The organism is Pseudomonas sp. LBUM1668, assembly GCF_059695715.1.
In genome coordinates this window covers 5,125,628-5,138,705 of record NZ_CP166787.1, presented here as the reverse complement: position 1 = coordinate 5,138,705, position 13,078 = coordinate 5,125,628, and the positions used below count along the sequence as shown (strand labels likewise).

Here is a 13,078-nt window from a genome sequence, read left to right as displayed (position 1 = left end):
TCAGGGCTGATTGTTCTGAGCCTTGAGCAAATCGCGGATCTCGCCCAGCAATTCCTCTTCTTTGGTCGGAACCGGCGGCAGGGTAGGCGCCACGGCTTCTTCGCGCTTCAGACGGTTGATGGCTTTGACACCCATGAAAATCGCGAAAGCGACGATCACGAAGTCCAAAACGGTCTGGAGGAACTTGCCGTACGCGAGCATCACCGCAGGTGCATCGCCCTGAGCGGCTTTTAGCGTAATGGCCAGATCACTGAAGTCCACTCCACCAATCAACAGGCCGATTGGCGGCATGATCACGTCACCGACAAAGGATGAAACGATTTTGCCGAAGGCGGCACCGATGATGATACCGACGGCCATGTCGACCACATTGCCTTTGACCGCGAAGGCCTTGAACTCGTTAAGCACGCCCATAGGTTATTTCCTTGTTACAGATGAGTTTTGGTGTGCGCAGTGTAAATCAGCAAAACGCGTCCTGCGCGAAACACCTTCTTACAATGCACGTTTTTATCGACACATGATCAGGCGATTAGTTTGCAAAGTGCCACTAATCGCGCGCGGATTACGCCATAAGCACATGACTTGGAAGGCATTTTTTTCAATCATTGCGTTACGTTCTTTCTATTTATGTTCAACGCCGCAGGCCTCTAGCCTTGGGTTGGCGCACCTGGATGCGCCCAAAAAAAACAGAGGATCCTGATATGAATTCCGCTATTGGACTGGGGGCTTTTCCCCATCGCCGCACGCTTGGGGTAATCACCGCCAGCCTGTTGAGCTTTTCCGTGCATGCCGCTCCCTTGACCCGCGACAATGGTGCGGCGGTGGGTGACAACCAGAACTCGCAGACGGCAGGGGCCAATGGCCCGGTGCTGTTGCAGGACGTGCAACTGATCCAGAAGCTGCAGCGCTTTGACCGCGAGCGCATTCCCGAGCGCGTGGTACATGCTCGCGGCACCGGTGCCCACGGCAATTTCACGGTAACCAACGACCTTAGCGACTTGAGCAAGGCCAAGGTGTTCGCCGCCGGCCAGAGCACTCCGGTATTCGTGCGTTTCTCCGCCGTGGTTCACGGTAACCACTCCCCGGAAACCCTGCGTGATCCGCGCGGTTTCGCCACCAAGTTCTACACGGCCGACGGTAACTGGGACCTGGTCGGCAACAACTTCCCGACCTTCTTCATTCGCGATGCAATCAAATTCCCGGACATGGTGCACGCGTTCAAGCCTGACCCACGTACCAACCTTGATGACGATTCGCGCCGGTTCGATTTCTTCTCCCATGTGCCCGAGGCTACGCGCACGCTGACCGAGTTGTATTCCAACTCGGGTACTCCGGCCAGTTATCGAGAGATGGATGGCAATGGTGTGCATGCCTATAAATTGATCAATGCCAAAGGCGAAGTGCATTACGTCAAGTTTCACTGGAAGAGTTTGCAGGGCATCAACAATCTGACGCCCAAGCAAGTCGGCAAAGTCCAGGGTCAAGACTACAGTCACATGACTAACGATTTGGTTACTAATATAAACAAGGGCAACTTCCCGAAGTGGGACTTGTACATCCAGGTGCTAAAACCACAAGATTTGTCCAAGTTTGATTTCGATCCATTGGATGCAACAAAGATCTGGCCGGGTATCCCGGAGCGAAAAGTTGGACAAATGGTTCTAAACCGTAATCCGGCAAATGTGTTTCAGGAAACCGAACAAGTTGCCATGGCGCCGGCTAACGTAGTTCCTGGTATCGAGCCTTCGGAAGACCGTTTATTGCAAGGTCGAGTGTTTTCTTATGCCGATACACAAATGTACCGCCTCGGTGCCAATGCCCTGCAATTGCCGATCAACGCACCGAAAGTTGCGGTGAACAATGGCAATCAGGATGGTGCGATGAACTTCGGTGCCAGCGCTTCCGGCGTGAACTATCAACCGAGCCGTCTGCAACCGCGTGAAGAAACGCAAACCGCACGTTACAGCCAGATGGCGCTGTCGGGCAGCACGCAGCAGGCGAAGATCCAGCGTGAGCAGAACTTCAAGCAGGCAGGCGATCTGTACCGCTCGTTCAGCAAGAAAGAGCGTCGCGATCTGATCGACAGCTTTGGCGGCTCGCTGGCCACCACCGATGACGAGAGCAAGCACATCATCCTGTCCTTCCTTTATAAGGCTGATCCCGAGTACGGCACCGGTGTTACTGAGGTGGCCAAGGGTGATCTGAACCGGGTCAAGGCCCTGGCAGCCAAACTGGTCGACTGATTCCACGCAACGTAACGCGGGGCCTGAGTCAGGCCCCGTTTCGCTGAGGGAGATTGCTGATGCGTGTTTATCTTTTGCTGTTGTTCGGGGTCATGTCCTGTGGTGCGCTGGCAGCACCGGCCGTGCAAAGCCCTGACGCGATCAAGGCACAGCTACAGGATTACTATTTCGACGCCGCCCGGCGCGGTGATGTGCCGATGCTCGATACCTTTATCGAGTCCGGTTATTCACTCGATACGCGCGACGACAAGGGCTACACCGCGCTGATTCTGGCGGCTTATCACGGTCAGGCACCCGCAGTGGAGCGCCTGCTCGCCGCCGGTGCGGATGCCTGTGCTCAGGACCAGCGCGGTAATACGGCGCTGATGGGCGCGATTTTCAAGGGTGAGTTACAGATTGCCCGCCGACTGATGGCCACCGATTGCAGCCCCGATCAACGCAACGGTGCCGGTCAGACGGCGGCGATGTACGCGGGTTTGTTCAAGCGCCTTGAATTGCTCGACGCGCTGCAAGCCAAAGGCGCCGACCTGAATGCTGAGGATCCGCTGGGTAACAGTGCCGCGCGTCTGGCCAGCGGCGAGATCCGTACCGCAGCGCCGCGCTGATCGGCGGCGCGTGCGTTATCATCGCGGTTTTTGTCGGGGGTTCTGATGGCCAAGGCCAAGCGCATGTACGGCTGCACCGAGTGCGGCGCAACCTTTCCCAAGTGGGCCGGCCAGTGTGGCGAGTGCGGTGCCTGGAATACGCTGACCGAAACCATGATCGAGAGCGGCGGCGCGACAGCCCCCTCCGGACGCACCGGCTGGACCGGGCAGCAGGCGCAGATCAAAACCCTGGCCGAAGTCAGCGTCGAAGAGATTCCACGGTTTTCCACTGCCTCCAGTGAGCTCGATCGTGTGCTGGGCGGCGGCCTGGTCGATGGCTCGGTGGTGTTGATCGGCGGCGACCCGGGTATCGGCAAGTCGACGATTCTGTTGCAGACCCTGTGCAACCTCGCCAAGAGCATGCCGGCGCTGTACGTCACCGGCGAGGAATCCCAACAGCAAGTGGCCATGCGCGCCCGCCGCCTCGGTTTGCCTCAGGATCAGCTACGGGTGATGACCGAAACCTGCATCGAGACCATCATCGCCACGGCACGTCAGGAAAAGCCCAAGGTGATGGTGATCGACTCCATTCAGACGATCTTCACCGAACAACTGCAATCGGCGCCCGGTGGCGTATCTCAGGTACGCGAGAGTGCGGCGTTGCTGGTGCGCTATGCCAAGCAGAGCGGCACGGCGATTTTCCTCGTCGGCCACGTGACCAAGGAAGGCGCGCTTGCCGGCCCGCGCGTGCTTGAGCACATGGTCGACACCGTGCTGTATTTCGAAGGCGAATCCGATGGCCGTTTGCGTTTGCTGCGGGCGGTGAAAAACCGCTTCGGCGCCGTCAACGAGTTGGGCGTGTTCGGCATGACCGACAAGGGTTTGAAAGAAGTCTCCAACCCTTCGGCGATTTTTCTCACCCGTGCCCAGGAAGAAGTCCCGGGCAGCGTGGTGATGGCGACGTGGGAAGGCACCCGGCCGATGCTGGTGGAAGTGCAGGCGCTGGTCGATGACAGTCATCTGGCCAACCCGCGCCGTGTGACGCTGGGTCTGGATCAGAACCGATTGGCGATGTTACTGGCGGTTTTGCATCGCCATGGCGGCATACCGACTCACGATCAGGATGTGTTCCTGAACGTGGTGGGTGGGGTGAAGGTGCTGGAAACCGCATCTGACCTGGCGCTGATGGCGGCCGTGATGTCGAGCCTGCGCAATCGGCCGTTGCCCCATGACCTGCTGGTGTTTGGCGAAGTCGGGTTGTCCGGCGAAGTGCGTCCGGTGCCCAGCGGTCAGGAGCGCTTGAAGGAAGCGGCCAAGCATGGCTTCAAACGCGCCATTGTGCCGAAGGGCAATGCGCCAAAAGAGTCGCCGCCGGGCTTGCAGATCATCGCCGTGACCCGCCTGGAACAGGCCCTCGACGCCCTCTTCGAATAACCACAATCCCCTGTAGGAGCTGCCGAAGGCTGCGATCTTTTGATCCTGATCTTTTAAAAAGCAAGATCAAAAGATCGCAGCCTTCGGCAGCTCCTACAGGGGGCCGGTTGTGATCAGATTTCGATCAGCGCACCCAATTCCCGCTCCAGCTCCTGCGGATCACCGAGGTTGAACTCGATCAAGCGCCGCAGGCGTTCGATCGACTCCAGGCTGATGTGCTTGCAGACAAAGCCCAGCTGGCCGTGGTCATCGTGGGTCAGTTGCACATCCATCTTGATGCCGACCTCATCATTGAGATGAATATCGACCAGAAAGTGCCACTGCGGATTGCCCAGCCACGGCTCGGGTTTTTCGATCAACAGTCCCTTGAGCGACAGATCGATCAACTTGACCGGCCAGATGTACTCGCCCTGACTCAATTCAGTTCTGGCATCGAACGCGATACGTTTGAATCGGCGACGCTCTGCTGGGTGCTCGCTCATGGCGCAATCCTCTCGAAGGTTTGCTGACTATAGACCCGACCAACCGGGTGCAGCCAACGATCAGGGCGTCTAGACCTATGTCGGGGTATGGCCTTTGTCGCCGTAAGCGCTAAACTCGGGGTGGCTGTCTTTCTTGTCCACCCTGGCTGGAATAATAAAATGAAAAACAATAATAGCCTGCTACGCCACTTACCCTGGCTAGTGCTGGCAATCGTAGGAGCGTGCGCCCTGGGCGTAGTGGCATTGCGCCGAGGCGAGGCGATTAACGCCTTGTGGATTGTGGTCGCTGCCGTGGCCATTTATCTGGTTGCGTACCGTTACTACAGCCTGTTCATCGCAACCCATGTGATGCAACTCGATCCGCGTCGGGCCACCCCCGCCGTGCTCAACAACGACGGTCTGGACTACGTTCCAACCAACAAACACATTCTTTTCGGTCACCACTTCGCGGCGATTGCTGGCGCGGGGCCTCTGGTCGGTCCGGTTCTGGCGGCGCAGATGGGGTATCTGCCCGGCACGCTGTGGCTGATTGCCGGTGTGGTGCTGGCGGGCGCGGTGCAGGACTTCATGGTTCTGTTCATGTCGACCCGTCGCAACGGCCGTTCCCTGGGCGACATGGTGCGTGAAGAAATGGGCCGTGTTCCCGGCACCATTGCACTGTTCGGCTGCTTCCTGATCATGATCATCATCCTCGCGGTGCTGGCGCTGATCGTGGTGAAAGCACTGGCCGAAAGCCCGTGGGGCATTTTCACCGTGATGGCGACTATCCCGATCGCGATGTTCATGGGCATTTACATGCGCTACATCCGCCCGGGCCGCATTGGTGAAATCTCCGTGGTCGGCGTTTTGCTGCTGCTGGGTTCGATCTGGCTCGGTGGGCAGATTGCCGCCGATCCGGTGTGGGCCAAGGCGTTCACCTTCACGGGTGTGCAGATTACCTGGATGCTGGTCGGCTACGGTTTTGTCGCTGCTTCGCTACCGGTCTGGCTGATTCTGGCGCCGCGTGACTACCTCTCCACGTTCCTCAAGATCGGTACCATCGTCGCATTGGCGATTGGCATTCTGGTGACCATGCCCGAGCTGAAAATGCCGGCGCTGACCCAGTTCGTCGACGGCACCGGCCCGGTGTGGAAGGGCGGTCTGTTCCCGTTCCTGTTCATCACCATTGCTTGCGGTGCGGTCTCCGGTTTCCACGCGCTGATTTCTTCGGGCACCACGCCCAAGCTGCTGGATAACGAAACCAACGCCCGTTACATCGGTTACGGCGGCATGCTGATGGAGTCATTCGTGGCGATCATGGCCATGGTCGCTGCATCGGTGATCGAGCCTGGCGTGTATTTCGCCATGAACAGCCCGGCGGCTGTCGTCGGCAGTGACGTGGTGTCGGTTGCGCAAGTGGTCACCAGTTGGGGTTTTGCGATTACGCCTGAGGCGCTGCAAGCCGTGGCGAATGACATCGGCGAAACCACCATCCTCGCCCGTGCCGGCGGTGCACCGACCCTGGCGGTGGGTATTGCGCAGATCCTGCACAGTGTCCTGCCGGGTGAGAACACCATGGCGTTCTGGTACCACTTCGCGATCCTGTTTGAAGCGCTGTTCATCCTGACCGCAGTCGACGCCGGTACTCGTGCCGGACGTTTCATGCTGCAGGATCTGCTCGGCTCCTTCGTTCCGGCGCTCAAGCGTACTGAATCCTGGACCGCCAACCTGATCGCCACCGCCGGTTGTGTGGCGATGTGGGGCTGGTTGCTGTACCAGGGCGTGATCGATCCACTGGGCGGCATCAACACCTTGTGGCCGCTGTTCGGTATCTCCAACCAGATGCTGGCCGGTATCGCGCTGATGCTCGGCACCGTGGTCCTGATCAAGATGAAGCGCCAGCGCTACATCTGGGTCACGCTGCTGCCGGCAACCTGGCTGTTGATCTGCACCACGACCGCAGGCTTCATCAAGCTGTTCGACGCCAACCCGGCGATCGGCTTCCTGTCGTTGGCCAAGAAGTACAGCGATGCGCTGGCCAATGGTCAGGTGATTGCTCCCGCGAAAAGCGTCGAGCAGATGCAGCACGTGATCTTCAACGCTTACACCAACGCCACGCTGACGGTGCTGTTCCTGTTCGTGGTATTCAGCATCCTGTTCTATGCGCTCAAGGTCGGCATCGCTGCCTGGGGCAAAAAAGAGCGTACGGATAAAGAATCGCCATTCCAGGCTCTGCCGGATGCGTAACCAGAGGATTGCAGCATGTTCAATGACCTGAGTCGCCTCGGTAAATACCTCGGTCAGGCGGCGCGCCTGATGGTCGGCATGCCCGACTACGACACCTACGTCGAGCACATGCAAAACAAACACCCGGACAAACCGGTGATGAGCTACGAGATGTTCTTTCGCGAACGTCAGGAGGCCCGTTACGGTGGCAAGGGTGGGCCGAAGTGCTGTTGATCTGACAGCCTGAGGTTGATGCAATCCCCCCTGTGGGAGCTAGCCTGCTGGCGATGAGGGCGTGTCAGTCGACATCCATGTCGAATGACACACCGCAATCGCCAGCAGGCTGGCTCCCACATTTGTTTTGTGTTGTTCATTCATTTTGTGAAGGGGATCGATTTGTCTTCTCCAATACCCGTAACAGTGCTCAGCGGTTTCCTCGGCGCCGGCAAGACCACGTTGCTGCGCCATATCCTGAAAGCCGAGCACGGCCTGAAAATCGCCGTCATCGAGAACGAATTCAGCGATGCCGGTATCGACACCCAGTTGCTGGGCGACGAGCCGGTGCAGGTCATGACCCTGGCCAACGGCTGCGTCTGCTGCACCATTCACACGGATCTGACCAAAGCCCTGTACCTGCTCCTTGAGCGTCTGGACAGCGGCGAGATCGCCTTCGATCGTCTGGTCATCGAGTGCACCGGTCTGGCCGATCCGGCACCGGTCGCGCAGACCTTTTTCATCGACGAAGAACTGCGCGAGCGTTACCTGCTCGACGGCATCATCACTCTGGTCGACGCAGCTCACGCCGACGTGCACCTGACCCAGACCATCGCTCAGGCGCAGATCGGTTTCGCCGACCGTTTGCTTGTGAGCAAGACCGATCTGGTGGACGAAGCAACGTTCACCGCGCTGAGCGAACGTCTGACCCGAATCAACCGCCGTGCGCCGATCCGCGTGGTCGAGCATGGCAACATCGATCTGGCCGAACTGCTGGATGTGCGCGGCTTCAACCTGAATGCCGATCTCGGCGGCGGCCTGAGCCTGCGCCCGGTGAGCAAAGCCCCCTCGATCGACCGCATCTCAAGTCTGGTACTGCGCACCGATCAGCCGCTGGATATCGATCAGCTCAGCGAGTTCATGAATGAGCTGCTGGAAGAGCACGGCAAGCAATTGCTGCGTTACAAAGGCGTGCTGAACATTGCCGGGGAAGATCGGCGGTTGGTGTTTCAGGGCGTGTTGAAACTTTACGGTTTCGACTGGGACACCGAATGGGCCGAGGGTGAGAAACGCGAGAGTGTGATTGTGTTTATTGCCGATGATTTGCCGGAAGAGAAGATCCGGGCGGGGTTTGCCAAGGTGGTGGCGAGCTGATGGATCTTCAGCGTCAGTGATGACGCTATCGCGGGCAAGCCCGCTCCCACAGGTTAAGCGTCGGTCATAAATTTTGTGGTCACCTCAACCACTGTGGGAGCGGGCTTGCCCGCGATGGCGATCTAACCGACGACGCAGCGGTCGTTGACGGAATACAGAAGGGTCTCCTCCAGATGATCCAGATGCCGATTCATCAGCAACTCAGCCCTGCCACCATCCCCACACTCAACCGCCTCAACAATCGCCAAATGCTCCCGCCACGCGCAACAACTGCGGGTCGATCCAGCACACCGCGCAATTGCCAATGAAGTTAGCGGTACCAGACTGCCCAGAAAATGCGCCAGCGGTGCATTACCCGCCATGCGCGCCAATTGCAGATGAAACTCCCCGGACAAGCGAATCGCCGCACCCCGTCGATCCTGTTCCACGGCCTGCCGTTCACGCTCTATCAAGGCTCGCAGACGTTTCAAACCGTCAGCCTGTGGGCGCTGACACGCCAGGCGCACCAGTGTGCTTTCCGTCAGCCGTCGTGCATGCAAAGTCTGCCGCGTTTGCTCTGCATCCGGCGCGGCCACCCGTGGCCGATGATTGGCGCGCAACACGATGACGTGCTCGTTGCCAAGCTGCGTCAGCGCCCGGCGCACGTCCGCGCGGCTGGCGCCGAACATCTGCTTGAGACTGTCTTCGGTGAAGCGGCTGCTCGGGTCGATGCGCTGCTCCAGAATCGCGTCGAACAGGCGCGGGTACAGATCATCCACCGGCGCGCGCAGGCGGGAGAAGGGCAGGGCGGCTGACATCTGGCGAGGGTGCGACGGCGTGGCAAGGCTGTTCATGGCCGGTCTCCAGTGTGAAATATTTCAGTTACTCAAGTGGTCGTCCGGAATGTTCATCTCGATGCCCATCCGCTGTGCCTCACGCAGAATGTGCCGGCGCATTTCAGCGCTGGCCTGGGCGCTGTTCTTGCTGCGAATCGCACGGACCACGGCTTCGTTTTCTTCCAGCCGTTCGGCCAGATGTTCCGGGGAGTTGCGCAGCACTTCGGCGCTTTGCTTGAGGGCGTTGCTGGTCTGTTGCACCACACTTTGAAAGATCGGATTCGAGGTCAGGGTGAACAGCTCTTCGTGGAACGCGATGTAGGCGCTGACCCCGGCTTCACTGTCGCCGGCTTCAAGCGCTTCGCGCATGTCCATCAGGGTCAGACGCAACTGGCCGACTTCCTTGCTGCTGATCGACTGCGCCACCAGGCCGACAATGAACGGTTCAAGGGTGTAGCGCAGTTGCAGCACGTCTTCGAGACTGGCACCGGCCACCGCGCTGTCGTGGCTCTGGCTGTCGCTGAGTTGCGCGTCGAGCACTACCACGCCTTTGCCCGGCATCGAGCGGACGAGGCCGAGGGTTTCCAGGACGATCACCGCTTCGCGCAGGCTTGGGCGGCTGATGCCCAGTTGTTCGGCCAGTTCGCGCTGGCCCGGCAACATGTCGCCGGTGCGCCACTGACCCCGGGCCAGTGCGGCGCGGAGTTTTTCTACGACTGAGTTGACGACGGTTGATGTGGTAATCACTTGTCTTGCTCCATGTGCCTGCGGGATCTGCCGCAGGCCAGATCGAAAGATCGCAGCCCAGCGGCAATCCCGGCAGGGTTGAAATCAGAACTCCTGCTGGTGCGCCGGAGTTGCTGTTTTACGCGGCTGAAAGGTGTAGCCCTGCTGACCGCTAAGTACTTTGTTCGCGCGTTGTACATCGATGTCTTTTTCCCAGCGGGCGATGGCCACGGTGGCGACGCAGTTGCCGATCAGGTTAGTGAGCGCGCGGCCGATGCCCATGAACCAGTCCACCGCCAGCACCAACACCAGACCGACCACCGGGATCGCCGGAATTGCCGTCAATGTCGCCGCGAGAATCACCAAGGCCGAACCGGGGATACCGTGGGCGCCTTTCGAGGTGATCAACGACACCAGCAGAATCGTCAGCAAATCAGTCATGGCCAAAGGCGTGCCGGTAGCGTTGGCGATGAAGACGATGGCCAGCGTCAGGTAGATCGAGAAACCGTCGAGGTTGAACGAATAGCCGGTGGGAATCACCAGCCCGACGGTCGAGCTGCCAATGCCGAGGTGTTCCAGTTTGCGCATGATCTGCGGCAACACCGCATCGGACGATGCCGTGCCCATGACGATCAGCAGTTCTTCGCGCAGGTACTTGAGCAGCGGCCACATACGCAGGCCGGACGCACGCATCACCAGGCCCAGAATCACGCTGACGAACGCGATGCAGGTCAGGTAGAACAAGCCGACCAGACTGCCCAGATGTTGCAGCGAATCGATGCCGTATTTGCTGGTGGTGAAGGCGATGGCGCCGAACACTCCAATTGGCGCCAGACGCACGATCATGCCCATGATCCGGAAGATCACATGGCTCAGTTCGTTGATCAGCCGCGAGATCCCGGATGCCGCTTCGCCAACCAGGTTCAACGCGCTGCCGAACAGTACCGAGAACAGCAGCACTTGCAGAATGTTGTTCTCGGCAAAGGCGCCGATCACCGACGTCGGGATCAGGTCCATCAGGAACTGCGTGGTGGTGTGCATGTGCTGGCCGCGCTCGGCCAGATCGCCCATGTCGGCCGTGGACAATTGCTCCAAGTGGATATTCGCGCCACTGCCGATGCCAGTGCTGAAGGCGAATACCAGGCCGATCACCAGGGCAATGGTGGTAAGCACTTCAAAATAGATAACCGACTTGAGGCCTATCCGGCCGACCTTCTTCAGATCGCCCGCGCCACTGATGCCGCTGACTACCACGCAGAACACGATCAGGCCGATAAGCATCTTGATCAGTTTGATGAAGCCGTCGCCGAGCGGTTTGAGCTGGGCGGAGTATTCCGGAAGGGTCAGCCCGCAGACGATGCCGAGCACCAGTCCGAGAACCACTTGGAGGAAGATTGAACGCGAGCACCATCTGAGCATGGGAGGAATCCTGGTCGGTGTCCTGGCTGCCGTACGCGGGGCGTATCAGATTCAGGACTTAATTATTGTGGTCTTACCGGTATGTCCAGTGCGGGTGCAGTCTACGCTCGGTTTTTTTGGAATGACAAGTGAAAATAGTGAAATTGGCATGACCGGTCTGACCAGTGGCCAAAGATCAAAAGATCGCAGCCTTCGGCAGCTCCTACACGGAAACGTGAATCCCAATGTAGGAGCTGCCGAAGGCTGCGATCTTTTGATCTTTCTTCAGGCGAAAAAAAACCGGCCAATCACTTGGCCGGTTTTTCATGCTGCGGTTTTAGCGTCGCAATTAAGCGCCGTATACCGGCAGTTTCTTGCAGATGGCTTTGACTTTCTCACGAACGGCATCGATCACCGCCTCGTTATTCAGGTCAGCCAGGATGTCGCAGATCCAGCCGGCCAGCTCTTTGCACTCTGCTTCCTTGAAGCCACGAGTGGTCACAGCCGGAGTACCGAAGCGCAGGCCGGAAGTCACGAACGGCGAGCGTGGATCGTTAGGCACGGAGTTCTTGTTCACGGTGATGAACGCTTTGCCCAGAGCAGCGTCGGCGTCTTTACCGGAGATTTCCTGCTTGATCAGCGACAGCAGGAACAGGTGGTTTTCAGTACCGCCGGAAACCACGTCGAAACCGCGCTCGATGAACACGCTGGCCATGGCCTGGGCGTTTTTCACCACTTGTTGCTGGTAAGTCTTGAACTCAGGCTGCAGCGCTTCCTTGAAGCAGATCGCTTTGGCGGCGATCACGTGCTCCAGCGGGCCACCCTGGGCACCCGGGAATACGGCGGAGTTGAGCTTCTTCTCGATGTCGGCGTTGGCGCGAGCCAGGATCAGGCCGCCACGTGGACCGCGCAGGGTCTTGTGCGTGGTGGTGGTCACGACGTCAGCGAAAGGCACCGGGTTCGGGTAAACGCCAGCGGCAACCAGACCGGCCACGTGAGCCATGTCGACGAACAGGTAAGCGCCAACCTTGTCAGCGATTTCGCGGAAACGCGGGAAGTCCAGGATCTGCGAGTAGGCAGAGAAACCGGCCACGATCATTTTCGGCTTGTGCTCAACCGCCAGACGCTCGACTTCGTCGTAGTCGATCAGGCCGTTGGCGTCGATGCCGTACTGGATGGCGTTGTACAGCTTGCCCGAGGAGGAAACGCTGGCGCCGTGGGTCAGGTGACCACCGTGGGCCAGGCTCATGCCCAGAATGGTGTCACCGGCCGACAGCAATGCCAGGTAAACGGCGCTGTTGGCTTGCGAACCGGCGTGCGGCTGAACGTTGGCGTAGTCGGCACCGAACAGTTCTTTGGCGCGGTCGATGGCCAGTTGCTCAACGATATCGACGTACTCGCAACCACCGTAGTAGCGCTTGCCCGGATAACCTTCGGCGTATTTGTTGGTCAATACCGAGCCTTGAGCTTCCATCACCGCTGGGCTGGTGTAGTTTTCCGAAGCGATCAGCTCAATGTGCTCTTCCTGGCGCACGGCTTCTTGCTCCATGGCGGCAAAGAGATCGGCGTCGTACTTGGCAATAGTCAAATCACGGCTGAACATGGCGGTCCTCAAGGATCGGGGGCAGAAAAGGGGGGCATTCTAACCCAATGGGTTTTGGATGGCATATGAAACGACATCATGTCGCAGACAAGTGGCGTTCATGCGCAGATCGATGGTAATTGTGCCGGCCTCAAAAGATCGCAGCCTTCGGCAGCTCCTACAGTAATCGGAGCCAATCCCGAATACTGTGATCGACATCAATCCCTGTAGGAGCTGCCGC

12 protein-coding genes are annotated in these 13,078 nt (G+C 58.9%); 6 read left to right on the top strand and 6 right to left on the bottom strand.

What is annotated here, in order from left to right; all coding sequences use genetic code 11:
- Positions 1-414, bottom strand: a complete 414-nt coding sequence (mscL, locus tag ACA061_RS23105) for a large-conductance mechanosensitive channel protein MscL (protein ID WP_150602175.1) — start codon at positions 412-414, stop codon at positions 1-3.
- Positions 415-701: 287 nt separating this feature from the next.
- On the opposite strand from mscL, the gene ACA061_RS23100 reads away from it, so the two are divergent.
- From ACA061_RS23100 to radA, 3 genes are read left to right on the top strand one after another with little or no spacing between them, the layout of a single operon-like run.
- Positions 702-2,243: a catalase gene (locus ACA061_RS23100; RefSeq protein ID WP_497300096.1), complete on the top strand. Its 1,542-nt coding sequence runs from the start codon at positions 702-704 to the stop codon at positions 2,241-2,243.
- 59 nt (positions 2,244-2,302) lie between these two features.
- Positions 2,303-2,848, top strand: coding sequence for an ankyrin repeat domain-containing protein (locus ACA061_RS23095; RefSeq protein ID WP_210701840.1), 546 nt, complete (start codon positions 2,303-2,305; stop codon positions 2,846-2,848).
- Between the two features lie 45 nt (positions 2,849-2,893).
- On the top strand, positions 2,894-4,261 hold the full coding sequence (gene radA / locus ACA061_RS23090) for a DNA repair protein RadA (protein WP_008084632.1): 1,368 nt from the start codon (positions 2,894-2,896) through the stop codon (positions 4,259-4,261).
- A 113-nt stretch (positions 4,262-4,374) separates the two neighbouring features.
- On the opposite strand, the gene ACA061_RS23085 is transcribed toward radA, so the two are convergent.
- Positions 4,375-4,743 carry a PilZ domain-containing protein gene (locus tag ACA061_RS23085; RefSeq protein ID WP_210554885.1) on the bottom strand — a complete coding sequence of 123 codons (369 nt, stop codon included), beginning with the start codon at positions 4,741-4,743 and terminating at the stop codon, positions 4,375-4,377.
- Between the two features lie 159 nt (positions 4,744-4,902).
- Between ACA061_RS23085 and ACA061_RS23080 the strand changes: the two genes are divergently transcribed.
- From ACA061_RS23080 to yjiA, 3 genes are all read left to right on the top strand, one after another.
- Positions 4,903-6,969 carry a carbon starvation CstA family protein gene (locus tag ACA061_RS23080; RefSeq protein ID WP_150602179.1) on the top strand — a complete coding sequence of 689 codons (2,067 nt, stop codon included), beginning with the start codon at positions 4,903-4,905 and terminating at the stop codon, positions 6,967-6,969.
- A 15-nt stretch (positions 6,970-6,984) separates the two neighbouring features.
- Positions 6,985-7,182: a YbdD/YjiX family protein gene (locus ACA061_RS23075; RefSeq protein ID WP_042561171.1), complete on the top strand. Its 198-nt coding sequence runs from the start codon at positions 6,985-6,987 to the stop codon at positions 7,180-7,182.
- 162 nt (positions 7,183-7,344) lie between these two features.
- The gene (gene yjiA, locus ACA061_RS23070) at positions 7,345-8,316 is read left to right on the top strand and encodes a GTPase (protein WP_497300095.1); all 972 of its coding nucleotides are present in this window, start codon (positions 7,345-7,347) and stop codon (positions 8,314-8,316) included.
- A gap of 122 nt (positions 8,317-8,438) precedes the next feature.
- Here yjiA and ACA061_RS23065 read toward each other — a convergent pair whose 3' ends face one another.
- The 4 genes from ACA061_RS23065 to glyA form a co-directional block, all read right to left on the bottom strand.
- A complete protein-coding gene (locus ACA061_RS23065) occupies positions 8,439-9,149 on the bottom strand; it encodes a GntR family transcriptional regulator (protein WP_497300094.1) in 711 nt (236 codons plus the stop codon).
- Between the two features lie 24 nt (positions 9,150-9,173).
- Entirely contained in the window at positions 9,174-9,878 is a 705-nt protein-coding gene (locus ACA061_RS23060; protein WP_150602182.1) for a FadR/GntR family transcriptional regulator, read from the bottom strand.
- A gap of 84 nt (positions 9,879-9,962) precedes the next feature.
- The gene (locus tag ACA061_RS23055; protein WP_150602183.1) at positions 9,963-11,276 is read right to left on the bottom strand and encodes a C4-dicarboxylate transporter DctA; all 1,314 of its coding nucleotides are present in this window, start codon (positions 11,274-11,276) and stop codon (positions 9,963-9,965) included.
- 328 nt (positions 11,277-11,604) lie between these two features.
- Positions 11,605-12,858, bottom strand: coding sequence for a serine hydroxymethyltransferase (gene glyA / locus ACA061_RS23050; RefSeq protein ID WP_150597084.1), 1,254 nt, complete (start codon positions 12,856-12,858; stop codon positions 11,605-11,607).
- Positions 12,859-13,078 lie beyond the last annotated feature (220 nt).